This is a genomic window from Flavobacterium sp. Root186, assembly GCF_001428525.1.
GTDB lineage: Bacteria > Bacteroidota > Bacteroidia > Flavobacteriales > Flavobacteriaceae > Flavobacterium.
Genome location: NZ_LMHW01000013.1, coordinates 120423 through 146228, shown reverse-complemented (window position 1 = coordinate 146228; position 25806 = coordinate 120423). Strand labels below are relative to the sequence as shown.

The 25806-nt window shown below is 34.3% G+C and carries 20 protein-coding genes and 1 pseudogene; 13 read left to right on the top strand and 8 right to left on the bottom strand.

Annotated elements, in window-relative coordinates; all coding sequences use genetic code 11:
- Entirely contained in the window at positions 1–1497 is a 1497-nt protein-coding gene (locus ASD98_RS13875) for a RagB/SusD family nutrient uptake outer membrane protein (protein ID WP_056205685.1), read from the top strand.
- A gap of 144 nt (positions 1498–1641) precedes the next feature.
- Here the strand turns inward: ASD98_RS13875 and ASD98_RS13870 are convergent, their stop codons facing one another.
- Positions 1642–3111: an MFS transporter gene (locus tag ASD98_RS13870; protein ID WP_056205683.1), complete on the bottom strand. Its 1470-nt coding sequence runs from the start codon at positions 3109–3111 to the stop codon at positions 1642–1644.
- A 388-nt stretch (positions 3112–3499) separates the two neighbouring features.
- Between ASD98_RS13870 and ASD98_RS13865 the strand changes: the two genes are divergently transcribed.
- Positions 3500–4798: a glycosyl hydrolase family 8 gene (locus ASD98_RS13865; protein WP_056205681.1), complete on the top strand. Its 1299-nt coding sequence runs from the start codon at positions 3500–3502 to the stop codon at positions 4796–4798.
- Between the two features lie 163 nt (positions 4799–4961).
- Positions 4962–5339: a nuclear transport factor 2 family protein gene (locus ASD98_RS13860; RefSeq protein ID WP_056206492.1), complete on the top strand. Its 378-nt coding sequence runs from the start codon at positions 4962–4964 to the stop codon at positions 5337–5339.
- A gap of 67 nt (positions 5340–5406) precedes the next feature.
- Here ASD98_RS13860 and ASD98_RS13855 read toward each other — a convergent pair whose 3' ends face one another.
- On the bottom strand, positions 5407–5865 hold the full coding sequence (locus ASD98_RS13855; RefSeq protein WP_056205679.1) for a hypothetical protein: 459 nt from the start codon (positions 5863–5865) through the stop codon (positions 5407–5409).
- Positions 5866–6172: 307 nt separating this feature from the next.
- Between ASD98_RS13855 and ASD98_RS24130 the strand changes: the two genes are divergently transcribed.
- The 6 genes from ASD98_RS24130 to ASD98_RS13830 all read left to right on the top strand — a co-directional run bounded on the left by ASD98_RS24130 (position 6173) and on the right by ASD98_RS13830 (position 14011).
- Complete coding sequence (locus tag ASD98_RS24130) at positions 6173–6328, top strand: hypothetical protein (RefSeq protein ID WP_199866300.1); 156 nt, start codon at positions 6173–6175, stop codon at positions 6326–6328.
- A 34-nt stretch (positions 6329–6362) separates the two neighbouring features.
- Positions 6363–6875, top strand: a complete 513-nt coding sequence (locus tag ASD98_RS13850) for a PRC-barrel domain-containing protein (RefSeq protein ID WP_056205677.1) — start codon at positions 6363–6365, stop codon at positions 6873–6875.
- Between the two features lie 171 nt (positions 6876–7046).
- Positions 7047–7745 (top strand): hypothetical protein, encoded by a 699-nt coding sequence (locus ASD98_RS13845; RefSeq protein WP_056205675.1) that lies wholly within the window; start codon positions 7047–7049, stop codon positions 7743–7745.
- 266 nt (positions 7746–8011) lie between these two features.
- Entirely contained in the window at positions 8012–10399 is a 2388-nt protein-coding gene (locus ASD98_RS13840) for an arylsulfatase (RefSeq protein WP_056205673.1), read from the top strand.
- Positions 10400–10961: 562 nt separating this feature from the next.
- Positions 10962–12413: a DUF1254 domain-containing protein gene (locus ASD98_RS13835; RefSeq protein ID WP_082577857.1), complete on the top strand. Its 1452-nt coding sequence runs from the start codon at positions 10962–10964 to the stop codon at positions 12411–12413.
- Positions 12414–12520: 107 nt separating this feature from the next.
- Positions 12521–14011, top strand: coding sequence for a DUF1254 domain-containing protein (locus ASD98_RS13830; protein WP_199866299.1), 1491 nt, complete (start codon positions 12521–12523; stop codon positions 14009–14011).
- 440 nt (positions 14012–14451) lie between these two features.
- On the opposite strand, the pseudogene ASD98_RS23725 reads toward ASD98_RS13830, so the two are convergent.
- Positions 14452–14934: pseudogene (locus ASD98_RS23725) on the bottom strand (transposase).
- A gap of 298 nt (positions 14935–15232) precedes the next feature.
- On the opposite strand from ASD98_RS23725, the gene ASD98_RS13820 reads away from it, so the two are divergent.
- The 4 genes from ASD98_RS13820 to ASD98_RS13805 all read left to right on the top strand — a co-directional run bounded on the left by ASD98_RS13820 (position 15233) and on the right by ASD98_RS13805 (position 20150).
- Complete coding sequence (locus ASD98_RS13820; RefSeq protein ID WP_056205670.1) at positions 15233–16042, top strand: oxidoreductase; 810 nt, start codon at positions 15233–15235, stop codon at positions 16040–16042.
- A gap of 2 nt (positions 16043–16044) precedes the next feature.
- Entirely contained in the window at positions 16045–16647 is a 603-nt protein-coding gene (locus ASD98_RS13815) for a Crp/Fnr family transcriptional regulator (RefSeq protein WP_056205668.1), read from the top strand.
- A gap of 404 nt (positions 16648–17051) precedes the next feature.
- Positions 17052–18356: a M20/M25/M40 family metallo-hydrolase gene (locus tag ASD98_RS13810; RefSeq protein ID WP_056205665.1), complete on the top strand. Its 1305-nt coding sequence runs from the start codon at positions 17052–17054 to the stop codon at positions 18354–18356.
- A gap of 267 nt (positions 18357–18623) precedes the next feature.
- On the top strand, positions 18624–20150 hold the full coding sequence (locus ASD98_RS13805; RefSeq protein ID WP_056205663.1) for a DUF1254 domain-containing protein: 1527 nt from the start codon (positions 18624–18626) through the stop codon (positions 20148–20150).
- A 264-nt stretch (positions 20151–20414) separates the two neighbouring features.
- Here ASD98_RS13805 and ASD98_RS13800 read toward each other — a convergent pair whose 3' ends face one another.
- The 5 genes from ASD98_RS13800 to ASD98_RS13780 all read right to left on the bottom strand — a co-directional run bounded on the left by ASD98_RS13800 (position 20415) and on the right by ASD98_RS13780 (position 25803).
- Positions 20415–21956, bottom strand: coding sequence for a hypothetical protein (locus ASD98_RS13800; protein ID WP_056205661.1), 1542 nt, complete (start codon positions 21954–21956; stop codon positions 20415–20417).
- Between the two features lie 427 nt (positions 21957–22383).
- Positions 22384–23121 (bottom strand): hypothetical protein, encoded by a 738-nt coding sequence (locus ASD98_RS13795; RefSeq protein WP_056205659.1) that lies wholly within the window; start codon positions 23119–23121, stop codon positions 22384–22386.
- A 351-nt stretch (positions 23122–23472) separates the two neighbouring features.
- Positions 23473–24399, bottom strand: coding sequence for an alpha/beta fold hydrolase (locus ASD98_RS13790; protein WP_056205658.1), 927 nt, complete (start codon positions 24397–24399; stop codon positions 23473–23475).
- Between the two features lie 175 nt (positions 24400–24574).
- The gene (locus tag ASD98_RS13785; protein ID WP_056205657.1) at positions 24575–25066 is read right to left on the bottom strand and encodes a cupin domain-containing protein; all 492 of its coding nucleotides are present in this window, start codon (positions 25064–25066) and stop codon (positions 24575–24577) included.
- A gap of 2 nt (positions 25067–25068) precedes the next feature.
- A complete protein-coding gene (locus ASD98_RS13780; RefSeq protein WP_056205656.1) occupies positions 25069–25803 on the bottom strand; it encodes a pirin family protein in 735 nt (244 codons plus the stop codon).
- Positions 25804–25806 lie beyond the last annotated feature (3 nt).

Here is a 25806-nt window from a genome sequence, read left to right as displayed (position 1 = left end):
ATGATGAAAAAAATAAAACATATAGTTGCAGCATTGTTGGGAGTTTTCGCAATAAATTCATGTGACACTTCGGAATTGGAATTAACTAATCCAAACACTTTATCTCCCGACACTTTCTTTAAAACCGAAGCGCAGGTAGAATCTGCTGTAAATGCAGCTTATGCTAATTTACAGACAAGAGGATTGTATGCCCGAAATCTTGCCTTTGCAATGGATCTTATGGCGCAGGATGCAGCAGGAAATCCACAATTAGAAGGTAATAAGAAACCTTTTCAGGATTTTTCTTTTAATGCAGGAAATGATATTATTCAGTATTATTGGGAATCTTGTTTCTTAGGAATATCCAGAGCTAATTTTGTATTAGATAATGAAGGTAAGATTAATGATTTACCAAATTCAGTTTTATCACAAGCGAAAAAGAATAAATTTTTAGGAGAAGCACATTTTTTAAGAGCTTATTATTATTTTCTTTTAGTAAATCGTTTTGGGGATGTGCCAATTTATAAAACCGGAACTATTACAGGTGCTGCAAGAAGCCCTAAAGCAGAAGCTTTTGATTTGATTAGGGCAGATTTAGAATTTGCCTCTCAAAATTTGCTGCCTAGGGGTACAGAAGTTGTAGGAAGAGTGACAAAAGAAGCGGCTTATGCTTATTTAGGGAAAGTATTGTTATACGAAAAGAAATACGATCTGGCTTTAGCTGCCCTTAATAACGTTACAGGATTCAGTCTTGAGGATAAAGGCAGTTTTTACAACAACTTTATGGAAGAAACGGAGCATGGTAAAGAATCTGTTTTTGAGGTTGAATTTAATGAAAACAATGGAACTGGTAACAAATGGGATGATGCTGGAAATAGCGGCGGAACCGGTTTTGCTGAGTCAACGCTGAGAGGTCAGGAATATGGTAATTTAAGCTGGTTCAACGTATATCCGCCTGATGCACTTTTAAATTCTTATGAGGCAGGAGATTTACGTTTTGGAGATACTTTTTATGTGCCGGGTTCCAAATATTTAAACGGAACACGTACTATGACTGCACAAAACTTTAATACATCTGCAGGCCTTAGAAATGCGGGTTGGAAAAAATACCAGAACTATTATAAAAAAGAAGATGAAGCTGTACAATCCAGTATCAACTTCAAAGTTATGCGTTATGCAGATGTGCTTCTTATGAAAGCAGAATGTGAAAACCAAAGAGACGGAGGTTCACAAACGGCTGCTATAGCCTTTATCAAAGAAGTTAGAGATCGTGCAGGTTTAACAACTGCAATTGCTCCAACAAAAGAGGCTGTTTTCACTGCAATCGTTCATGAGCGTAAAGTAGAATTTGCAGGGGAGCAAAGCCGTTTTGATGATATTATAAGATGGGGAAATGCCAGCACAGAATTAGCAGGCAGTGGTTTTCAGGCCGGTAAAAATGAATTATGGCCAATACCTAACAGAGAAACATCTTCTAATCCCAATATAAAACCAAGTGATAATAATCCCGGGTATTAAATGATTTAAATTATGTTAGTTTGAGTTAAGTTAAGTTAAGTTAGTATTTTTGATAAACAGCGCACTTGTAATGCGCTGTTTATTTTTTTGGTAAGTATAGAGAATCAATAACAATTTCAAATCCCAAATTCCAAATTCCAAAATCTACAATCTATCTCTTCTTTCCTTCAAGTCTGTTTCAATTTGAATTTCCATTTTTTTATCTATTACATAAAAGCATAATAGAACGGCACTTATAATAAAGATAAAGCCCGGATAAATACTTATTGAAAGTTTAATTCCTTCTACAGCTGCCGGAACCTGATTGACTTCTTCGGCTACATAACCATATTTAGATAAAAAAGCCGCACCTAAAGCACTGCCTATACTTATTCCAATTTTTAATCCAAAAATCATTGCAGAGAAAACAGTAGCAGTTGCTCTTCGATTGTTTTTCCATTCGCTGTAATCAGCCACATCAGCAATCATGGCCCACAATAAAGGAATTGTTACTCCATAGATAAATCCATGCAATAACTGGGTTAAAAAAACCATCGCAATAGCTGTTCTGCTGTAAAAATTAAACAGCAGTAAACTCAGAGCAGATAAAAAAATGAAAGAGATGTAAATATTTCGTTTACCAAATGAATCTGCAAGAGATTTTGAAAACATAATTCCGAATATCATAAAAATAATCCCTCCGCCATTAAAAAGACTAAAAGCAGAAGTTGGAGCATCTTTTGGCCATTGAAAATCTACAAATCCCATTGCTGTTAATGAATTATTTAGTCTTTCAATAAAAGCTGTAAAACCAATATCATTCAAAAAAACGGTCTGAGCAGCAGGATCTAAATAATATTTAAAATAAAAAACATACATACCGCCCTTTAAAGACAAAGTTATAAATACCAAAATAGTAACCAGTAACATAACCAGCCATGGGCCGTTTTTACACAAATCGATAAAATCCTGCTTCACCGAAGATTCCTGATTTTTTGCAGGAATGATTCTTTCTTTGGTAGTAAAAAAAGTAACCAGAAAACAAATTACCCCAATAAAAGCAAATAGTATCATGGTATTTTTAAAGCCAATTGCTTTATCGCCATTTCCTAAAATTAAAACAAATGGCAGCAAAAGCGACTGAACTATAAATTGAGCTATCATTACAGCAACAAAACGATAGGAGGAAAGACTATTTCGTTCTTTCATATCACCAGTTAAAACACCGCTTAAAGCAACATAAGGTAAATTATTTGCAGAATAAATCAGAACAAGGAAAAAGTACGTCAGCAATGCATAGGTTATCTTGCCTGACAGCCCAAAATCCGGAGTTAAAAAAGAAAGGATCGCAGCAATTCCAAAAGGTAAAGCAGTCCATAATATCCAAGGTCTAAATTTTCCCCATCGTGTTTGGGTACGATCGGCAATAATTCCCATAATAATATTGAAAAAAGCACCAATAAAACCTCCGGTAAAGATAATAATGCTTGCTGTTCCGGCAGGAATTTTATAAACATCTGTGTAAAAGAAAGCCAAAAAAGTAAGCAGAGTCTGAAAAATCAAATTCGCTGCAAAATCACCTAAACCGTAACCTGTTTTTTCTAGTATAGAAAGCTTTTGGGATGTATTACTCATAAATATTTAATGGTTGCTTTTACAGGTTTTATACCCTGTTATATTAATTGCAAATTATTTTTGAAGTGTATTTCTATAAAAAAATAACACTTCATTTTCGTTCTGTCTGATAGAGAATGTGTAATGTAAAAATAGCTTGAAAGTTGAAATAAGTGTGTCATTTTTGAAGCTTATAATATCATTTTTGAAGCATGAGTTCTTTCGGGTAAATCTTTTAAATAATTGATTTAAAACACAACCAGTTGTTTTAAAATTATTAAATAACGATTTACATGTATTTTTATGTGCTATATTTACTGATATTTTTGTTATGCAACCAGTTGTGTAATCGTTGTTTTTTACCTATATTTAAATTATTATAAAAGATTAACAAATAATCCTATAAAATATGAAGGTATATCATACTATTGCAAATGAATATTTGGTTAGAATCCGACGTTTTATTATCGTTTTTTCCTTAGTTATTCCGGTTTTTCTCATTAGTCAAAACAAAAAGAAAACGGATAAATCAGAGCTTATAAAGCCTCATTACAGAAATCTTTTTAAGGAAGCGGGTTACAGTCAGACCGAAATAGACAATAAATTATCCAAAGCCTATTATGATGTTTTTGAAGGGCCAGATAAAGTATATTTTGAAGAAGGAGATTCGTTAGGATATGTTTCGGATATAAAAAATAAAGATGCCCGTACCGAAGGAATGTCATACGGAATGATGGTTGCCGTACAGTTTAATAAAAAAGAAGTTTTTGATCGTCTCTGGCGATGGTCTGTCAAATATATGCAGCATCAGGACGGACCAAGAGAAGGTTATTTTGCATGGAGTGTAAATCCGGAGACTAAAAAGCAAAATTCCGCTGGTTCTGCCTCAGATGGCGAGTTGTACTATATAACCAGTCTGCTTTTTGCTTCCAATAAATGGGGCAACAATACTGGAATAGACTACTACAAAGAAGCCAGAAGAATATTAGATGAGATGTGGAAAAAAGACGGTACAGGAAACATCTATAATATTATCAATACAGAGCACAAACAAATTTCTTTTGTGCCAGAGGGAGACGGCTACAATTGGACAGATCCTTCTTATCATGTTCCTGCATTTTACGAGATTTGGGCATTGTATGCCAAAGACGGTCATGAACAGTTTTATAAAGAATGTGCCGATGTTTCGCGTAATTTTTTACATAAAGCTTGTCATCCTGTAACGGGTTTGAATTCTGATTATACAAATTTTAATGGAGAACCTCATCCTACACTTTGGATGCCGCCTGGATTTCGTTATGATTCCTGGCGTGTTCCTATGAATATCGCAATGGATTATACTTGGTATGGAAAAGATAAAAAATGGCAGGAGGAGTATGCTAAACGATTTCAAAATTTCCTTAGATCAAAAGGACTAAATAGTTATGAAGATCAGTTTAATCTGGATGGCTCTACTCCTGATTTTATTCTTCAGGCAGGCCCGGTAAAAAAACTCAGACATTCCATTGGGTTGGTAGGAACGGCAGCTACTGCATCATTAGTCAATCCTGATAAAGAAAGTATGGATTTTGTTCATGCTGTTTGGAATGCTAAACTCGAACCTTATGAGGATGGTTATTTTGATCCGTACTATGATGGGCTGATGTATCTTTTCAGCCTAATGCATCTTAGCGGAAAATATCAAATTATAGTCCCGGAAGTAAAATAACTTTTAAACAAAAAACTTGAAAAAGTACTTAATTATATAGTAAGTCAAAATTTTAGGATATTCATATCACATTTATGGCTAATTAAATCTATGTTAAAAGTGTTCCTGTTTTTTAATATTAATTTGAACTTTGTAAAACTTGTTTAATTAATAAATGATGATTATGGAAACGCAAATTATTGAACTGGAAAAAAAATATTGGCAGGGAATGGAAAATCACGATTATGAAACGGTAAAGAAACTTACTCGTTTTCCTTGTATAATCGCTGGTAAAAATGGTGTAGAAAGTGTAGATGAGGCCAGCTTTAAAAAGATGTTTGAATCAGGAGATGGTGATAAAATAAAAGTATTGAATATTTCTGATGTCGAATCTCAATTAATTGCTGAAAATACTGCGATAATAGCATATGCAATAGAGTTGGGAATAGCAGATGAAAAACAAAAAGCCCCTATGAAATGTGCCTGCACTTCTACCTGGATCAACGAAAACAACAATTGGGTTTGCGTACTGCATACCGAAGCTGAATTAACCCAGCAGTAAATTGTAATTAAATTTGAAATAATGAGCCCGATATTGCATCGGGCTCATTCGTTTTATTTTTGATGAATTAAAAATGAGATTTTCGAAGAATTGGTTTATACTTTATAAAAAGAGTCACGATTTCATTCTCATCTTTTTCGAGTAAGTCTATGGGAAAATAAAACGATTTTCTGTTTTCCAACAAAATATGTAAATAAGTAGAAGTGTTCCTCTCATTGTATTCATTATGAGTAATTCTTCTGTCTACTTCAAACGCATTTATATCATCCCAGGCAAAAGTCCCTATTGAATTAAAAAAAACTTCTGTATCTCTAAAAATAATCTCAGTGGGTTCTTCCTTAAGGCGGCTAATTCGTATAAATGAAAAAAAGTATAAGAGTCCGATTACACCCAAAAATACAGCCAGAAAAACAGATAAGTTTATAACAGCAATACTAACTGGCAAAAAAATGAGTAACCCTAACAATGAAATTGTTTTGCTTTGATTACTCAATCTTTTATCTCGTTTTATTATAATTGTTTCCATTTATCTATTCTTATTTTAAAGCTTCTCGGGATATAACCTTTCCATTTTTATCGTCTTCAAATCCTATTGAGTAATTTTTGCCATATAAAGGTATTGAATCTAATTAAATAATTGTCATTCAGTATCTTAAATTCGGTTTGTGTTTAGTTAGTTTATATTGTTTTTTTTCAAATAATAAAATAATCTTCTGAATTTATCTACTGGGAATTGTGTAACATACTGCTGAAATTTAATACTTCTGACGCTATTCTCATTTGTATCTTTAAATAGGAAATTAAAACTATTTTATAATCAAAAAAAATATGTTATGGCAGAAATTAAAATTGAGAAAAAGAAACCGATATGGCCATGGATTGCAGCAGTGCTGATAATCGGGGCACTTATATACTACATCTTTGTAAAAGATCATGAAGCTCACAGTGAAAGCAGCATTGAAGTCGAAAACAGTACAAGTGCACAATAACCGGAAAGTAAATAATATTATTTATAAAAAAATTATGGAAAATAAAGACAAAAACTTATACAGACTGGACGAACTATCTAATTATAAAATTGCTTCAAATTATTCTGATGTAAGAGGATGGATGATCGTAGATGCTGACAACCGTACAATAGGCAAAATTGATAATCTCTGGGTCAATAAAGACATGCAGCGCGTGGTCTACCTGGATGTGAAATTAGATAAAGGGTTAATAGATGACAATCGTAATGAGGTTCGTGATGTTATAGCAAACGACAATGGAAAGGAGTTTATTTATAAAGAAGGAGACAGCCATATTATCATACCAATTGGATCTGTAAGTATAAATAAAGACACGAAAATTGTTATGGCTAACAGTATAGGATATGATACATTTAGAAACACAAGCAGATATAACAGGCAGTATAATTTTGACAGGGAATATGAAAGAAAAGTAATGAAGTCCTATTATCCTGAAAATGACCCGGAATCTGGCTATGATAGTAATGATGATGCTTTTTACAACCGCAGGGAATTTGATAATCACTAGCTGCTGATTATGTTATCTTAATACGATTAGAAAGATCAAACGTTAATAATGTTTGATCTTTTTTTGTAATCTGCGATGCGCTAAAGAAATACAGCATTAAAAAATGTCGCAACTAACTACTATTATATAAATTTGTAAAACAAGAAGTAACTAGCTTCTTGCTATTATACTATGAGCAATACATTTTCTGACAGCAGCCAAATTAAAATGGTATCTACTTTCTCTGAGCTTGTACATACCCATTTTAAAGGAGAAATGAATGCGTTATGCTGGTACAGAAATTTAGATGGCGATTTTAATGAGATTGTAGTCAAGTTATCTTTAAAAGAAAATATAACAGAAGTTTATCCTGAAGATCTAATGGCGCTCCAACTATCAGAAAAGGGGAATATAGCAAGAGAAATAATCTTAAATGATTTACAATTATTAACTGATTTTGGAGCTTCGCCCTCACTTAATTTACTGAAGTGTTATGAACGTGATGATGAATTTGATTTCATATCGACAGATGTGTATTCGTTTCATGTTGATCGTTCGCCCATTGCAACAGATACTTTTTTATGTACTTATCATGGAGCTGCAAGTGACATTATTTCGAATTCGCAGGCAGAGCAAAAAATTCTAATTCCGGAAGTACGAACTAAACTAAAAGAGCTGCATAACGGACCATCTGAAGAATTTGAAGATTTTTTGATGGAAAATTATTTTGATTTGCATTATCAGTTACATACCGATGCAGAACCTATTAATTTAGGTTTAGGGCATCTTTGGCGACTGGCTGTAGATCATCCAAAACAACAAGTACTACCTTGTATTCACAGAGCACCAATAGAAAATGAAGGGGAATATAGGTTGTTGTTGATTTGCTGAAATTGCTGCACAATGTATATTTTAAAAAGCTCCAAAGTCATTTGACTTTGGAGCTTTTTTCGTTCGAACTTTCTTTTATCACTTTGTGAATTGCTAATTAGAAATGTGAGAAATGAATTTTTGAGTGAAGTATATTAAAATTTGGGAATGAAAGAGGTTGCAGATTATAATTTGCAACCAACTTGAACTGCTGATTCAATAATTTGAATCGATTAATAATTACTTTTAAATTGTTTGATTATTAACGGCTTAAATAAATTTAATGTATGAAAAATTTTTTTTTACTTACAGGATTAATTTCGCTATTTTCTTTAGGCAATGTAAATGCTCAGGAAAATTCTTCTTCACAAAACTGGCCGGACAGAACAGTTCTGCCGATTGAACCTTACCAAAAAGTAGGCAAAGTCGCGCCCACCATAAAAGATTCGGATAAAATTGACTGGCCAAAAGAGATTAGCGCGCCAGAAAGTGCACCTAACGTTTTACTAATTATGATTGATGATGTTGGTTTTGGTGCCAGCTCTGCTTTTGGTGGTCCCATAACGACGCCAAATTTTGATGCACTTTCCAAAAACGGATTAAAATACAATCGTTTTCATACCACAGCAGTTTGTTCGCCTTCAAGAGCGGCTCTTATTACAGGCCGAAATCACCACACAGCAGCTACAGGAATTATTATGGAGTTCTCAACTCCATATCCAGGTTATAACAGCTTAGTTCCTAGAAGTGTGGCCACTATAGGTAAAATTCTAACGGACAATGGTTACGGTACATCGTGGTTCGGTAAAAATCACAATGTACCAGACTGGCAGTCTACTCCTGCAGGTCCATTTAATTTATGGCCGACTGGTTTAGGTTTTGAATATTTCTATGGTTTCCTTGGAGCTGATGCACATCAATTTAGACCAGCCTTATTTGAAGGCACAAAAGCTATTGACCCTTACTTAAAAGATGAGAAAGTAGATCCTGATTATATTTTAGACAAAGATTTGGCAGACCACGCCATTCATTGGATACAAACACAAAAAAATGTTTCGCCTAATAAACCTTTCTTTGCTTATTATACACCAGGAACAGCACACGCACCTCATCAGGCTCCAAAAGAATGGATTGCTAAATTTAAAGGTAAATTTGATCAGGGTTTTGATAAACAGCGAATAGAGACATATGAAAATCAAAAGAAATTAGGAATTATCCCTGCTGATGCGCTTCTGGCACCAACACCAGATGTATATCAAAAATGGGATGCCCTTACTCCTGGAATGAAAAAAGTAGCAGCAAGAGAAATGGAGGTCTATGCTGGTATGCTTGCTTATTGTGATAATCAGATTGGTAGAATACTGCAGTCCATTAAAGATCTTGGAGAGTATGATAATACGCTGGTGATCTTTATAATGGGAGATAATGGTGCCAGTGCCGAAGACCCAACTGGTCAGGGAATGACCAGCGAGATTGGTATGCTGGTAAACGGAGAAGTTGATACAGAAGAATATATGTTAAAACACCTGGATGATTTTGGAGGACCCTGGATGGCAGAGCACTATTCACAAAGCTGGGCGCATGCTATGAATACTCCATTTCAATGGGATAAAAAAATTGCTTCTCATTTAGGCGGAAGCCGTACTGGAATGGTTATTTCATGGCCGGCAAGAATTAAACAGATCGGTCAGATCAGAAGCCAGTTCGCACATATTACAGATATTGTTCCTACTATTTTGGAAGCTGCAAATATTCCACAGCCTAAAAAAGTGGACGGTTTTGAACAGACACCAATTGCAGGAAAAAGTCTTGTCTATTCTTTCGACAATGCAAATGCTCCTGAAACCCATAAAACACAATATTTTGAAGTTATTGCTAACAGAGGTTTTTATAAAGACGGCTGGCTGGCAAGTACCACTCCTAAAAATCTTCCATGGCAGGGTCATCCTGTACCTTCAGAAGATCCGGTAAAAGATTATAAATGGGAATTGTATGATCTTACAAAAGATTACAGCCAGGCAAATGATATCGCAGCACAAAATCCGGAAAAACTAAAAGAAATGCAAAAAGCTTTTATGGAAGAAGCTGAAAAATATAAAGTATTCCCATTTGATGACCGTTATATTGACAGGGTAAATCCTGAGAATCGTCCGAATTTAAATAAAGGAAGAACAAAATATACTTTCCATCAGGGTGTTTCTCGTATAACCGAAGGAATGGCACCTAATATGAAAAACACATCATTTAGTATTACTGCTGAAATAGAGGTAAAAGCAGGACAAGAAGGCATGATTCTTACTCAGGGAGGTTATTTTGCAGGCTTAGCTTTAATGCTTCAAAAAGGGAAACCAACTTTTGCTTATGCATTCTCTCATTATCCTAACAGCAAATGGCGCATCCAAGCTCCAACTGCTTTAACAGCGGGTAAACACACGATTGTACTTAATTTTGATTATGCAGGAGGTGGTGCTGGAAAAGCAGCAAAAGCAACCTTAATGGTTGATGGAAAAAAAGCAGCGAGTGGCGACATTCCAAAAACAGTTCCAAGCAGATTTTCGGCTGATGAAACTCTGGATGTAGGAGAAGATTTTGGTACTCCGGTAGACAGAACCTATGATGCACCTTTTACTTTTCAGGGAAAAATTGAAAAAGTTACGGTTGATTTAAAATCATAATTATTAGAATATTAGGAGCTAATATAAATTATTTAGAGATTACAAACTTGTTTTATGAAAGAGTCAATGGTTCTTAACTATTTAAGACATTGGCTCTTTTTTTTTTGAAATGGTTTCCTTTGATGTATATTAAATTATTTTCTAAGGTAAAGCTGCATGTCATTTGTAGTAGCGACATTAGTATTATAAAGTTCAGAACGTCTGCTTTTCAAAAACACCATGTGCCACGATATTGTCACCAGTATCAAGATACCTCTTGCTGACGTGTTTATAATGAGTGATATAATTCATTTAATATTTAAAACTAAATACATTTTTATGTGAAAAACAAAAAACAAATGCAACACTTTTAAATCACATGAAAGTTAATATCAACACAATTACAAATTAGAATTTTGTTGCAAAAAAATTGTCATTAGAGCTTTTTTCCGTTTGTTTGGTTTCATTTTATAAGATGAAACGTATTTGCTATCCTATAAATCTATTTCTGTCTATCAATTGGTTAAATTTATTTTGGAAACACTTTTCTTAAAATAAATATGATACTAAATAGATAGAAATTATGAAAAAAATTCTCTTTTCTCTTTGGTTACTATTAGTGCTATTAGCTTGCAATCAGAAATCAAAAACAGTTTCTTCTGAAAACAACAATGAAAGCGACATCGTAACTAAAGTATTCAAACCGAATAATATTAAGGAACAGATCATTTATCAGCGTGGTATTGAAGCTGCTATCTGGAGCATGCCTGCTGTTAATTATCAATTGATGTTTGATGCGTTAGCAAAAATAAATGGCGATTATAATCAGGTTGTTATATGGCCAAAATTATTAGACTGGAAAAATCAAACCCTTACGCCTAATCCTGACGTTATTTATTTAATGCCTTTTTTCAATACAGAAAAAGCAGGACCTGTTGTTCTTGAAATCCCACCTGCAGATAAAGGTGTTTTCAACGGAAGCGTAATGACGTATTGGCAAAATGCCCTTGAAGATGTTGGACCGGGTGGTGTCGATAAAGGCAAAGGCGGCAAATACCTTTTTCTTCCTCCAGGTTATAATAAAAGCAAAATTCCTGCAGGGTATATTCCTTTACAGTCTGACACCTATCGAGGTTATGCCTTATTACGATCCGTTTTAAAAAGTGGAAGTCCTGCTGATGTTGCTGCAGCTGTTGCCTATTCTAAACGAATTAAAGTGTATCCGCTAAGTGAAGCTTCAAAAAATCCTGAGACAGTTTTTATAGATGCCAGTGAAAAAGTATTTGATTCATCTCTACATTATGATTTTAGTTTTTATGAATCTTTAAATAAAATCATACAATCAGAGCCATGGCTCGAAAGAGATAAAGCCATGATCGATCAGCTGAAAACACTTGGTATTGAAAGAGGAAAAACATTCAGTCCAGATGCAAGAACTAAAGATATTTTGGCATCGGCAGTAAAAGCAGCAAAACAATATCTGGATTTAAATTATGAATCTTTTGCTCCTTTTTTCAAAGATACACATTGGGTTTTTCCTGCTACTGCTGAATTCGGAAGAAATATTAAAACTAATTTTCAGGTAGCTGATTCTTATCCAATCGACAACAGGGGAATGATTTATACGATAATCTTTTTTAGCGCCAAACATATTGGCGAATCTCAGTATTATTTAATGCAGTTAGTAGACAAGGAGGGTAATCCGCTTGACGGAAATTTTTCATACAAACTCCATGTTCCTGCCAACGTTCCTGTCAAACAATATTGGTCAATGACAGTGTACAACCGTGATACGCATACTTTTATACGCAATCAAAAATGGGCCGGACGTTCCTCACAAACTCCCGGATTAAAAACAAACAGTGACGGTTCTGTTGATCTTTATTTTGGACCAAAACCACCCGAAAGCGGAGAATCTAACTGGGTGCCAACAGATCCAAAAGGCAAGTTTGAAATATTAGCACGTTTTTATGGTCCTAAACCAAATTTATATGATCAAAGCTGGAAACTGAATGATGTTGAAAAAGTGAAGTAACGTAAAGTAATTACAAAAATCAATACTGATTCTTGAAAACTAAAAAAGATATAATATCCTGACTAGGTGGTTTTTAGGGATTTAAGTAAGATAAAAACTCAAAAAAGATGAAAAAGAAAATATTTCTATTTATGATGTTGATATTCATAGCTGTTGGTCTGATATCTTCCTGTAAAAAAGATGTCAAAGAGAGCGACACCGCTGTTGTAACAGCAAGTGATTCAGTGAAAACTGAAATGATCTCAGGGCCGATACCTAATACCAATATGACGCCAGAATACATTAAAACATTATCAGGCAACATTTATTTATGGGCATGGCCAATGGTTAATATGCATAATCGGAAATTGATGTTTGAAAAAGTGCCCTATCCTGTGTTAGGAAAAGGAATACTTCCACTTTCGTCAATTAACCATATTGCAATGCTTACCGATTATGTTGATGCTGAAGAAAGAGAGGTTGCATGCCCTAATCAGGATGTTGTTTACGGACTAGCGCCATTAGATTTAACTAAAGACGCTGTTATTGTACAGGTGCCTGATTTTGGTGATCGTTTTTGGGTTTATCAGGTTTGTGATCAGCGTACAGAAGGTTTTGCTAAACTTGGAAAAATGTACGGTACTAAACCGGGATTTTATCTATTAACCAGCAGCGATTGGAAAGGTAAGGTTCCTGATGGAATCAACGCTGTATTTAAATCAACAACGACATTTAATGTGGTGATTCCACGTGCTTTCCAATCTGATGATCCAAGTGATAAAAAAGCTATTCAGCCCTTGATTAGTCAGATCAATGTGTATCCATTAGCAGATTTTGATGGAAAAATGAAAAAAGTAGATTACACAAAATTACCTAAAACTCCAGCTGATAAAGTAGTAGCAAAACAAGAAACGCAATGGGTAAATCCTGAACTGTTTTTTGACCAGCTTCCAACTGTTTTAAAAGAAGTTCCTCCTCTCAAAGGCGAAGAAGTTTGGTACACACAAGTACAATCGTTTTTGGATGCCATTAACAAAGATCCAAAACTAAAAGCAATTGCAAAACAGGCGGCGATAGATGCAGAAAAAAATCTTATAAAACCTTTGTTTCAATTTGAAAATGTAGGATATCCGGTAAAATTTAACTGGAACACACAAAAAAATGGCGCGCAGTTTGGAACCGATTATTTGACCAGAACGGCCTGCGCTAAATCGAACATATTTGTAAACAGAGCAATTGAATCTAAATATTTTTATCAGGATTTTGATTCTACGAGAGTTAAATTATCAGGCAGCAATAAATACACGATTACTTTTGCAAAAGGAGAAACCCCACCTGTAAAAGGATTTTGGTCACTTACCCTTTATGACGAACACCACTTTTTTGCTTCAAATGAGCTTAAACGTTACTCTTTAGGAACAAAAAATAAAAATTTAAAATACAATGCGGATGGCTCACTAACGTTGTACGTTCAACATTCTAAACCCGATAGTGATAAAGTCGACAATTGGCTTCCTGCCCCACAAGGCATTTTTTCTTTATACGTAAGGTGTTATTGGCCAGAAGAAAGAACTTTAAATGATGAGTGGAGCCCGCCGGCAGTTTTAAAGACAAATTGAGTGGTGTTTGGATCTTGTTAAATTATTAAACGTTAAACTTTAAATCTCTAGTTTTTAATTCAATGTGTATTTTGTACTGCATTTTTGGTGTTCGTTTTTCTTTTCAGACTAACTAATATTTATGTTTAATTTTTGTTGCTCCACAGGTTTTCTTTTTATGTATAATATTTTAAATCGCGTATGTATGATTGAAATTTATTTAAAAGAATTAAAAAGTTTTAGAAAAATATCTTTTTCTGAATTTTTTCATAAAGAAAAAATTTTCATTTTGTTACCCGTTAGCGCAGATTTGCAATCTGTGCCCTCATAGAAGAGCAAATACAAAAGTTGAGCATTTAAAATAAGTACAACAAAACGTCATCTAAATAATTTTCTACCGACCGTTAGCGCAGATTTGCAATCTGTGCCCGCATAGAACAGTAAATACAAAAGTTGAGCATTTAAAATAAGTATAACAAAACAACATCTAAATCATTTTCTAATCCTGAATAATTCCTAGCCGAACTAAAATAATAATTTTCAGCCAAACTAACAGTTTATCTTTTACGGGATTATTATGATGTAATCTATTTTTTGTTTAATAAATTTATTGCTGTAAATATGTTCCGCATGATAACCATTTTGCCAAACTTTATAATTCTGATTCTTTTTTAAATGCTCACATGACTTTGGAAATATTCCAGCATCCATTCTCTTCTGCTTTCGGGTTCATTTATTATAATCTGTATCATTTTTTTTGATGTAAATTTTTTAAAATCTCTAATAATATCAGATAATATAAAACCATTCGTCCCTTTGCAGAGTAAATGAATATGGCTGCTCATAATGCAATAGGCATAAATTTCTAAACCTTTATTTTCCTGACAATATTTTAAAGCATTTATTAAAACATTTTTTTGATTTAGTCTGGTAAATATATCTATCTATCCTACAGCAGTTATAGTTATGAAATATGCTTCCTCAGTTGTTGTTGCTTTGTATTTTGTCGAAATGTGCTTTTTTCCTACAAAAATAAAAAATATAGTGGAAAGTTTTACTTTTTATTTATGGGTTTTTGAAGGAATTACTTTGCGGGCACAGATTGTAAATCTGCGATATCGTTGCGGAAAGACTATAATAAACTTTACTGAAAATAAAAACGATTGCATTTGTCATTTGGCAAATGCAATCGTTTTTTGTTCCCATACTTTTACATTATGATTAATTTGAAATAATTAAAAAATGGTAAAAACAGTTTTGGTAACAGGAGCTTCAGCAGGAATAGGCAAAGCTACAGCTATTTATTTAGCACAAAGAGGATACAAAGTATATGGTGCAGCACGAAGAGTAGAACTTCTGCATGATTTAGAAGAATACGGCGTGAAAGTAATTGCTTTGGATGTAACAGACGACAACAGTATCTTGTCATGTATAAATAATATTTTGAATCAGGATTCCCGGATTGATATCTTAATAAACAATGCCGGTTTAGGATCTTATGGAGCATTAGAAGATGTGTCGATGGCAGAAGCAAAAAATCAAATGGAAATTAACCTTTTTGGTGCTGCACGTTTAATACAATTGGTACTACCTGAAATGCGAAAAAATAAGTTTGGGAAAATCGTAAATATTTCTTCCATTGGTGGTAAAGTTGGGCTTCCGCTGGGAAGCTGGTATCATGCCAGTAAGTTTGCTATTGAGGGACTGAGTGACTGCCTGCGTAACGAAGTAAAACAATTTGGCATAGATGTAATCGTTATTGAACCGGGCGGAACAAAATCAGAAATGATCCAGAATGGAACTGCCGATTTAATACGTATTTCCGGGAAAACAGTATACAAAAATTTAGCAAATGCAGTCGCAAAATCGTATGCCGCTCAAAAAGAGAAAGCAATTGAAGCTGTAGAAATTGCAAAATTAATAGCAAAGGGTATTGAATCAAAATCACCAAAAACACGTTATATTGCAAGTAATGCAAAACCATTTTTATTTATTAAAAAAATAGTATCGGATAAATTATTTGATAAATTAGTGATGAGTCAAATGAAATAACTATGGAAACCTTAATTAACTATTTATTGCAATTTGGAAATTTGAACAGTCATCAAATTGAATTAATTAAAAGCAAGCTTGTTTTCAGAGAAATTAAAAAAGAAGAGTATTACCATCAAGCTGGCAGGATACCTACTGAAATTATTTTTTTAACAGAGGGAATTATGCGAGTCTGTTATTACAATCACAAGGGAGATGAAATTACCAAATATTTTATTGATGAAAATAATTTTCTGGCTGATATAAATAGTTATAATCTTGAAATTCCATCCACAGAATATGTTCAGGCAGTTACTGATTGTAAATATTTTATGCTCTCCAAAAATGCAATGAAAGAATTGTCATCCACAATAATTGAGTGGGATAAAATTATAGCAAAAATTACGGCTAAAGGATTGGCTGACAAAGTCAATAGAATCAGCCCTATGATGACTGAGGGAGCCAAGGAGCGTTATCATAAATTTTTAAATAACTTTCCAGCTCAGGCAGAAAGAATACCGCTTTCTTATTTAGCTTCCTATTTAGGGATTACCCAATCTTCCTTAAGCCGAATAAGAAGAGCATCATTTGAAACGAAAAAAGATCAAGATGAAGAAATTACGTAAATAAAGTTTAATTGTTATTTACAGCTTTTTCAACTACAGATAATCTTTAAATAAAAAAGCAGTTCCTAATTTTGAACTGCTTTTTTTATTAATTTAAATTACGTAATTGTAGAAGTTTTTATATCTCAATTTAAAAAAGACAGTAGATAAATATAGCATGGGGAAAGCATTTTTAAATCCTTGAAAACCGAATATAACTAAAAAATTAAATTGCCTGGCTCTCCGAAGTCATCCTTGTAAAACGCTCCACAAATGTCTCCGACTTTGCGCATTTTTTTTGCTTCTTAGAAATTCTAAACCTGATAAAAGTCTCCCGACTTTTTATTGTTAGTTTTTATTTTTCCTTGATTATTTTAATTAACGTACTTTTGGTTTAACCAAAATATTATTTATAAAAGTAAAATATGAAAAAAATTATTGTTAGTATGTTTGTTCTAAGTCAATGTTATACTATACACGGACAATCGATTGATAAAATTATTACGAACAAGGAAGTAACTCGTATAGAGAAAATACTTTCGGCTGATGATATGCAGGGCAGGAGAACTTTTACTCCCGGTATTGATAAAGCATCAACCTTTATAGAATCAGAGTTTAAAGCAATTGGTTTGCAAACTTTTAATGCGGCAACCAATTACAGACAAGAATTTTCGATGACTTCCTCTAAAGCCGTTTCTTCAAAAATTACTATTGACGGCAAAGAAATAAATAATAATCAGGTGGCAACATTCTCCTACCTTCCTCAGGTTTCTTTAACTGAAAAAAGCGATATTGCTATAGTAAAAATAAATAAAGGGGATAACATTGGCGAGAAATTTAATGAATATTATAAAAGTCCGAAAAATCTTTTGGTACTGGTTGACCCTTCATTTGATAAAGTTTTACCCAATATTCAACATATTGATCGCGTAAATGCGAATCCTGGAAACAATACGATTATGTTTGTTTTTGGTACCACAGCAGCGACCACTTTTTCTGTTGAATTAACGAATACAATCTCCAAAAAAACACTGAATAACGTTGTTGGAGTATTACCCGGAAAAACGAAACCCAATGAGTATGTGATTTTTTCAGGACATTATGATCATTTAGGAGTAGGCTCTCCTGAAGAAGGTGCTCCGCATCCTGCAACAGATTCTATTTATAATGGTGCTAATGATGATGCCGCCGGAACAACAGCAGTAATTATGCTTGCGAAATATTTTAAAAAACAAAATAACAACGAGCGTACTATTATTTTTACCACATTTGTAGCGGAAGAAATAGGGGGGTATGGCGCCAAATATTTTTCTAAACAGCTTGCGCCAGAAACAGTGATTGCGATGTTCAATATCGAAATGATAGGAACAGAATCTAAATGGGGTAAAAACTCGGCTTACATTACAGGCTTCGAAAAGTCGAATATGGGACAGATTTTACAAACTAATTTAACAGGCACAAGTTTTAAATTTTATGCAGATCCTTATCCGGAGCAACAATTATTTTACCGTTCAGACAACGCTACGTTAGCCAAACTCGGAGTTCCTGCTCATACGATATCTACTTCAAAAATGGATAATGAGCTACTGTATCACACAGCCGATGATGAATTTGAAACGTTAGATATTGATAACATGACCCAAATAATAAAATCAATTGCATTAAGTTCTTCTTCGATTATTAGTGGAATAGATACGCCAACAAGAGTAGATACTACTCAATTGAAGTAACATATATAAAGAATCGAAAAAGCACTGAAAATGATTGGTTTTCAGTGCTTTTTTATTGGGTATAAACTAGCTGTCTAAAAGGTTAAATTATAAGCAAAATTGGAGGCGACGCAATAATTTGTGTGCGATGATTTTACCACAAAACTTAAACTGTTTTTTGATATTTACTTTAGAATTTTTTGGTTGCATCTTATAACTTGAAACCATTATAATTTATTCAATAAATTATCATTAGTTAATTTTAGATAAACCTAAATAATGATATTTATGAACTATTTAATTGCTACAGTCAAAAGAACTATTTCATTAATTAAACCAATTCTCTTATTGTTAGTTTTTGCAGTTGGAACAGGAATATTTGGATGCAAGGGTCCTAATGATTCAAAAGAAATAGAGAATCCAAAACAAGAAAATGGAGAAACAAGCAGTTTATTTAAGGAAATAGCCTCAAAGAAGGATCCCGTTATTGAAGTCGCCGGTACAAACGAAGTACAGAAACTTGGGGATTATTATGCTGCCAAAACTATTGGAATATTGGCTTATCAGTGGGGATATGCTCCCATTCGAATGGAAGAAACCATGCGGGATTATATAACTGTTCCAAATCCAAAACCTGCTACAAGTTACAGGGCACCTTTAAATCAAATAGGCTGGGCACGCTCATTGCCTACATCTGCAGATGCTGATATGCCGACAGCGAATAACGATACGTTCTATTTGAGCGCTGTTGTAGATTTAAAAGAACCAATGGTTTTGATTACGCCAGACACAAAAGACCGTTATTATGTTGTTGATGTTTTTGATATGTATCAAAATCTGATCAGTTATATCGGCAGGAGAACAACCGGTACAAAACCGGGCAAATTTGCTATTGTCCCTCCTGGATGGAAAGGCGTCATTCCCAAAGGCGTTACTAAAGTAATAACCACTACAACACCAAAAGTTTGGCTTTGGGGAAGATTAGCAGTGAAAGAAGGCGAAAATATTGATGAACTTCATAAACTACAAGATCAATTTAAATTACTCACTCAAACGGAATTTAACGGCGGTGCTGCATCAAAAGGAAAATATAGTTTACCATCTTTTCCACAACTTGCCGCAAATGATAGTTTGAAATTTTATAAAAAGCTAGCCTTTGTAATGGCTCAGAATCCAATTAATGAAGTTGACAAAGGATTGGTTGGTCAATTTGAAAAAATTGGACTTACTCCAGGTAAGTTTGATCCTTCAAAATTGAACAAAGATCAATTAAGAGGTTTATATGATGCCACGCTGGAAGCTCCGCTTACTATTATTGCCTCAGTAAAATCAGCTGCAGCAGTAGTAAACGGATGGCAATGGGTTACCAAACTGGACAGTTTTGGATATGATTATGCTTTACGTTCTATGATCGCGGGACCTTATTTAGGGGGGCAGGGAGAAAAAGAAGCTTTGTACCCAATACGATACACAGACAGTGAAAATAACGAATTAGACGGTAAAAATACTTATAAGATGACCTTTGAAAAAGAACCACCAGTAAATGCATTTTGGTCGTTAACAATGTATGATGCCAATAATAAACTGTTTGTTAAAAATGATTTAAACCGATATAAAATAAGTAAGGACATTAAAGGGTTTGTCAAGAAAGCAGATGGTACTTTTGAAATTACCATTTCCCATACAAAACCCGCCAACACGGACAACTGGCTACCCGCTCCAGATGGTGGTTTTTATATGATTTTAAGATTCTATCAGCCTACGGACGAAGTTTTAAGTGGAAAATATAAAATACCGCAAGTTATTAAACAGTAATCTATAAATAAAAGGTAACTTATTAATCAATAAATATAAAAAAAGGCGCCAATTTTCTTCAATTGGCGCCTTTTGGCTGTGGTGACCTCGACAGGACAATTTCTATAAATTTTACAGAAGATTTGAAGACATTGGCTTATTACATGCAGGATATGTCTTTGAATGGCACCAACATTTTGGTTTGGATGTCCTGTTAGGATTTAATGTAAAAATTGTGTCACTTTTACCAGATTTGCACCCGTTTTGTATTTAGATATACTTTTTTTAATTATCGCAGAACGAACCAATTTGTTTTAAATGCCTTTCGGTCTGGTATTTATTAAAATTGTCCCATTTTGGAGCGGTACTTGTTTTTTGTCCGTACATAGCATTCAGGCAAATGTTGTTGTCCTTGTATTTGTCATGTAAAACAGCCAAAATTTTAAAGAAAAATTCATCCAGCATGATGATGGCTTCAAATTCTGATTTTAGTGTACTGTAATTAGGATCTGAAGGATTTAATAGCTGCAGTAAATTTAAAAGTTCTAGCTTTTCTTCTTCATTGATTTCAGTAGCATAACCCGTTTTTAAGGTTTTAAAGACCAGGTTATTCCAGACTTTGCTGTCATGTCCCCATTGCACATCAGGCAGGTTTAGGGAATGTTCGCAAATTAGAATAATAGAAAAAAGAACATCATTTAAATACTCCGCCGGGAATTCGTCAAAGCTTCTGAATTCGAAACCGCTCTGGTACATTTTTTCCTGATTAAAATCAAGCCCCACTTCCGAAAGCATTTCATATTCCATGTCGGCTTCAATCTGATCGCGCCACCAGATGTTTTCTTCTTTTGTAAATTTCAGTAGTTTTCTAAAATTGTCTACCTTATAGGTTAGAATTTTACCTTTTGGCATTGATTTGTTATAAGTTCCAACACCTATGTAACGGGACATGGCATTTCGCATTGAACCCAAAGTAAATTTTTTGTCTAAACTATATTTATCACTGATCACACCCATAATATCAGGGCTTCCGAGCGTGGATATGAAAAAAGGCTCAAACCACTGTAATAGGTAAATGGCGTTAGCATGTGTTTTTTCAAAATCATTGTAATCCACAATTCTGCTGTCTTCTGTTAATGATGGTAAGGTGATATGAAAATGGTAAGTTCCGTTATTGAACAAAACCAGATTTTCCTGATTGGTCATAAACATATTAAGGCCGTTGTTGTAATCCGGAAAATTTAATTTTCCGTTTAACACAGACGATTCGTTGATTTTATCCAAAAACAATTTTTTGGTCGCTTTCAATTCTTTGCAGGAATCAGTAATGGTTCTGTTTTCAAAATATTTGGTTACAAATTCAATGGAATCACCATCAAAATGCACGGATCCCATTGTTTTGTTTCTTTGGGTAATCATACTCTGAATGTTGTATGGCTGATCTTCAAGGAAAAGTTCCATGATCGATTTGCCCAGATATTCCGGATTTTCAATCGGTTCTGCGATCGTCTCACCGGCTTCCGTATCGATTAATGTTTTTACTGGCGATAACGTTTTGTGTTGATAATTGATATCGAGCTTTTCCAGCGAATGACTGTTCATCATTCGGCTTACTTTATAGCTTTCAGTCAGGTTAAAAGCTTTTTTCAGCATAGGAGCCAGGCTTTCGGGTTTATAGCATTTTCTGTAATCAATACTATATTTCTCAAAGCCAATTTTTTCTTGTATAAATTCACCAGAAACTATTAGGGGTTCTTCAAACTGCATGTAGGTTTCGTTTTCCAATCCTATTCCCCAATAATATTTTTTTGTCTGATTGTCTTTCATTTATACTTACTTTCTTTTTTAAGGTTATTTTAATTTATAAAGTCATTTTTATTCAGGAATACAAATTCAATCTGTTAAAACCAGAGACAAGAAACCTATAACGGATTAAGCATATTGTTGCCTCCATTATAAAAGTTTTCGTTTACTTTTAAAAATATAGGAATTTGTATTTTAGATTTTTTGCAATTTTATCGACTGAAATATCAATTTAGAAGTAAAATTTTATAGTAAGTTTATAAAATTACTTTCGTTATTAATCACTTTTGTATCAATAATTTAGGCAAGAGAATAGCTAAATCACAATTTTTGCTGTTCTTGTTTTTTCTAAGTTGCAAAAGTAGTTTTTTATTATCGTATTTCCAAGTACTTAACTCGTTGGTAATCAATATTTTTTTTTGAATATTTAACGATATGGCAAATTGCGTTTTTATTCGTGATAATAAAACACATAAGAGGAATACAAATCATCATTCCACCAGTCTTTTCTCACCTCCGAAAAGTAATTGTAATTCAGTTTTCCTGCCTGTGACTGCAGCGGATATACGACAACGCCATTTTCGCGGTACGCTTTATGCAGCTCTGTTTCAGGAACCACGGGAACAATGTGTCCGGAGAGACCTTTTTCTCTTCTCTTGGCGCAGATTATTCCAATTCCGCCATGTGCATTTACCTTCTGCTGGATTTCTTCAGCTGTAAACATTTTTTCCCATCCAAAATTTGGTCCCCATTCTAAAAACCAGTCGTGTATGGCACTGGAATAGATGCGGTCTACGGTTTGTTCAAAAACAGCTTCTACATCTTGTCCCTGTATAATTTTTTCAAGGGATTCGGGAGCCCACCAAACGGTTGGAACATATACTTTAGCGAAATAGCAATAATCATAAGAGTATACATTGCAATAAGTGTCTTCTACAGTTCTTTGATATCTAAGACTGGTTTCAACGTCCAGTTTATCAATTATTCGGGCAATACTTTCTTTTTTACTGGCTGTATCAGTCAGGTCCCTGTAAGGAATGGAAGAATCCATTATCGGTTTTTCTTTCATTTCCATAGAATCCAGCCGCGATTGCAGATCTGGTAACAAATTGGCTTCCTTGATTTGAATATTCGATAGTGTATGATCATCTAAAGGTAACGATGCTACTGTTACAGTATTTTTTTCCATCTTGACTGCTTAAAATTAATTGACCTGACGCTGCTAAATTGATTAATTATACAGCGAAATTTGGTTAGCCAGCGGGTAAATGTAAGGATTTTAAGTTGCTAAAGAGTTTTAGAAAAAGACAAATTACAGAAAATTGTGTGATTGCTTTAATTGTTTGGTCCTTTTAAACACAAAAAAAGCACCAATTGTCTTCAATTGGCGCCTTTTGGCTGTGGTGACCTCTATAAGACAAATTTTTATAAAATTTAGTTTTATATCTAATTTTACAATTCTATAAAAAATACAGCTTTTTTAGTGGTAAATACTTTTGCCTATAAAATACTAATTCTTTGCAGTGAAGCCAGTATTGTATTATAGTGAGCTGACTATTTGCTGTGCTATTTCTTCTGGCTTCTCTTCAGGAAGAAAGTGTCCCGCATTTTTAATTACGAGCGAAGTTACATTTTCAGCTACTAGTTTTATCATTTCACCGACTCCTTTTCCTAGTGAATATTCACCTCCTATAGCAATTACAGGTACTTTAATTTTATTTTGTAGTAAAGGAGTTGTCTGATCAATCGAATCAAAAACTGCTCTGTAAATTCCAAAAGCTCCCTGAAAACCATTATTTCCTGCGAACGTACGACAGATTTCATCAATCTGTTCGTTGTCTATTACATCTTTACCAGCTGTCATCCAATCATAAAACCAAGTCAGGAACTCACGTTCTCTTCCTGTGAAAAGAATTTCCAGCGCTTTTGGAGCATGCGGAAGAATCCACCACCACATCGGTCCCATCTGGCTTTCCATGGTCTCGCGGGTGAAGGAAAGGTGGGGAGTCAGCACCTCGTTTAACATAACGACCATTTCCAGATAAAATAATGACTTAATTTCCTGTGGATGGTCGGCGCTCCATATAAGGGCTGGTGCAGCTCCCATATCATGTGCTACAATGGTAATCGGTTTTCCTTTTCCAAAATCTATTTTTTTGACCAAAGCCCTGAAATCCTCACTCATATTACGTGCGTCATAACCAGAAGTCCCTTCAGGTTTATCAGAATCTCCATATCCTCTCATATCAGGAATTAATACGGCGAGTCCTGCATCGATAAGAATTGATGCCACTTTTTTCCAGGAGCTGGAAGTGCCTAAAAAGCCATGCCATAATAAAACAGGTTTCCCTTCAGGATTGCCTCCAATAAGATAATTAATTTTAACTCCGTTAACTTCTGCCGTATAGGCTGTAAGCTCTTTATTTAGATTACTGGAAGGTGTTATATTTTCGTTTGTATTTTTCATTTTTTTATTTGTTTAGGGATGTTTTTCCTAAGCCAATTGCAGTATATAATGATTTTTTGATTTTGCAAGGCAATAGAAATTTCGCTGGAATTATCCAGTACTGATTTAAACAATCAGTTTGCTGGAAAATCCTGTCCGTAAATTTTTAATCTGTTTTTTGAATTTTTAAGAACTGTTACCCTAAGTAATCAGGCGCGTAGGTTCTCTGACCGTATTTAATATCTATTTCTTTTAAAAATTCTCTGCGTTTCTCTGTCATTTCAGGAACGGGCAGAAATTCACCAGCCTTTACCGGAGTACCGATCTCCTGAAATAAGTTTTCCAGTCCTGCGGGTATAACTGTACAAAGCAGACGTGCATAATTTTTTGAAGTGTTTTTAAAGCAGTGAACCGCTCCGCCAAAAGGAATATTTATAAAACCGTCTTGACTTATAATGTGTTTTCCGGCTTCAGTTTTAAATTCGAGTTCTCCCTCAAGTACATGGAACATTTCCTGTGTTTCAGGGTGCGCATGCGGAGGTGGTCCCCCGCCTGGAGGTACTATCATTTCGATAACGGCGTAATTGCCTCCAGTCTGTTCACCAGAGATTACGATTCTGTAATTACCTCCGGCAACTGCAAGTCTGTCTCCTTCATTTTTACTGATAATAGTGATAGTTTTTTCCATAGTTACATTTGATTTCCGCTGTACATGCCGCCTTTGTAGATTTCTCCTTGTTCATCTGTGAAGAATAAAACAAGTTCTGAATCTTCAGAAGCCTTTATTGAAATAGTTTCATCCTTAAGTACAATACATTCTTTTTTCTTAATGTCAATAGTACCGTTTACCTCCACCGATCCTTGGAAAACGTATAAAAGGGCAGTAAGGTTCTCAGCTGGTAATTCTGGAATTTCAGAAATACTTCCCTTAAGAAGTTTCATATCGTAAATCCAGGTTTGGCTGCTAAACTGAAATTCAGTTTCAGGATTTGGAGATCCGATAAGGCGCCAGCTGTTTTCACTATGCAGACTGTCGAGTTCTAAAAATACTACTTCGGGTTTGAGGTCTTTTCTGCCGGGACGGATAAAAATCTGAAGTCCTTCCATGGTTTCCTGCTGTCCCATAATTTTTTCTTCATGAAAAAATGAGCTGCCTGCCTTCATCAGCATAAGTGTTTTTCCGCCGATTACCTTTACAAATCCTTCCGAGTCGCTGTGTTCTGCTTCACCGGTTCTGAAATAAGATAATATTTCATCATTAATATGAGGATGCATTTTTATAACCGTATTGCTGTTGATTTCGGGATGGTCTATTCTTCCAATACTTCCAATGCCGGTATCTGTGCTTGATACCGCAGAGCCCGGATACAATATCTTTATAGGGCCGTGACCGAGAAACTGGGAACTGTTTATTTTCTGTATCATAAC

What these genes read in the sequence shown, in the direction of transcription:
- ASD98_RS13810 (WP_056205665.1), top strand. Translation starts at nt 17,052, where the DNA reads ATGAAAAAAATTATTGTTAGTATGTTTGTTCTAAGTCAATGTTATACT.
- ASD98_RS13785 (WP_056205657.1), bottom strand. Translation starts at nt 25,066, where the DNA reads ATGGAAAAAACTATCACTATTATCAGTAAAAATGAAGGAGACAGACTT.
- ASD98_RS13860 (WP_056206492.1), top strand. Translation starts at nt 4,962, where the DNA reads ATGGAAACGCAAATTATTGAACTGGAAAAAAAATATTGGCAGGGAATG.
- ASD98_RS13835 (WP_082577857.1), top strand. Translation starts at nt 10,962, where the DNA reads ATGAAAAAAATTCTCTTTTCTCTTTGGTTACTATTAGTGCTATTAGCT.
- ASD98_RS13795 (WP_056205659.1), bottom strand. Translation starts at nt 23,121, where the DNA reads ATGGAAAAAAATACTGTAACAGTAGCATCGTTACCTTTAGATGATCAT.
- ASD98_RS13780 (WP_056205656.1), bottom strand. Translation starts at nt 25,803, where the DNA reads ATGATACAGAAAATAAACAGTTCCCAGTTTCTCGGTCACGGCCCTATA.
- ASD98_RS13875 (WP_056205685.1), top strand. Translation starts at nt 1, where the DNA reads ATGATGAAAAAAATAAAACATATAGTTGCAGCATTGTTGGGAGTTTTC.
- ASD98_RS13830 (WP_199866299.1), top strand. Translation starts at nt 12,521, where the DNA reads ATGAAAAAGAAAATATTTCTATTTATGATGTTGATATTCATAGCTGTT.
- ASD98_RS24130 (WP_199866300.1), top strand. Translation starts at nt 6,173, where the DNA reads ATGGCAGAAATTAAAATTGAGAAAAAGAAACCGATATGGCCATGGATT.
- ASD98_RS13850 (WP_056205677.1), top strand. Translation starts at nt 6,363, where the DNA reads ATGGAAAATAAAGACAAAAACTTATACAGACTGGACGAACTATCTAAT.
- ASD98_RS13855 (WP_056205679.1), bottom strand. Translation starts at nt 5,865, where the DNA reads ATGGAAACAATTATAATAAAACGAGATAAAAGATTGAGTAATCAAAGC.
- ASD98_RS13790 (WP_056205658.1), bottom strand. Translation starts at nt 24,399, where the DNA reads ATGAAAAATACAAACGAAAATATAACACCTTCCAGTAATCTAAATAAA.
- ASD98_RS13815 (WP_056205668.1), top strand. Translation starts at nt 16,045, where the DNA reads ATGGAAACCTTAATTAACTATTTATTGCAATTTGGAAATTTGAACAGT.
- ASD98_RS13820 (WP_056205670.1), top strand. Translation starts at nt 15,233, where the DNA reads ATGGTAAAAACAGTTTTGGTAACAGGAGCTTCAGCAGGAATAGGCAAA.
- ASD98_RS13840 (WP_056205673.1), top strand. Translation starts at nt 8,012, where the DNA reads ATGAAAAATTTTTTTTTACTTACAGGATTAATTTCGCTATTTTCTTTA.
- ASD98_RS13870 (WP_056205683.1), bottom strand. Translation starts at nt 3,111, where the DNA reads ATGAGTAATACATCCCAAAAGCTTTCTATACTAGAAAAAACAGGTTAC.
- ASD98_RS13805 (WP_056205663.1), top strand. Translation starts at nt 18,624, where the DNA reads ATGAACTATTTAATTGCTACAGTCAAAAGAACTATTTCATTAATTAAA.
- ASD98_RS13845 (WP_056205675.1), top strand. Translation starts at nt 7,047, where the DNA reads ATGAGCAATACATTTTCTGACAGCAGCCAAATTAAAATGGTATCTACT.
- ASD98_RS13865 (WP_056205681.1), top strand. Translation starts at nt 3,500, where the DNA reads ATGAAGGTATATCATACTATTGCAAATGAATATTTGGTTAGAATCCGA.
- ASD98_RS13800 (WP_056205661.1), bottom strand. Translation starts at nt 21,956, where the DNA reads ATGAAAGACAATCAGACAAAAAAATATTATTGGGGAATAGGATTGGAA.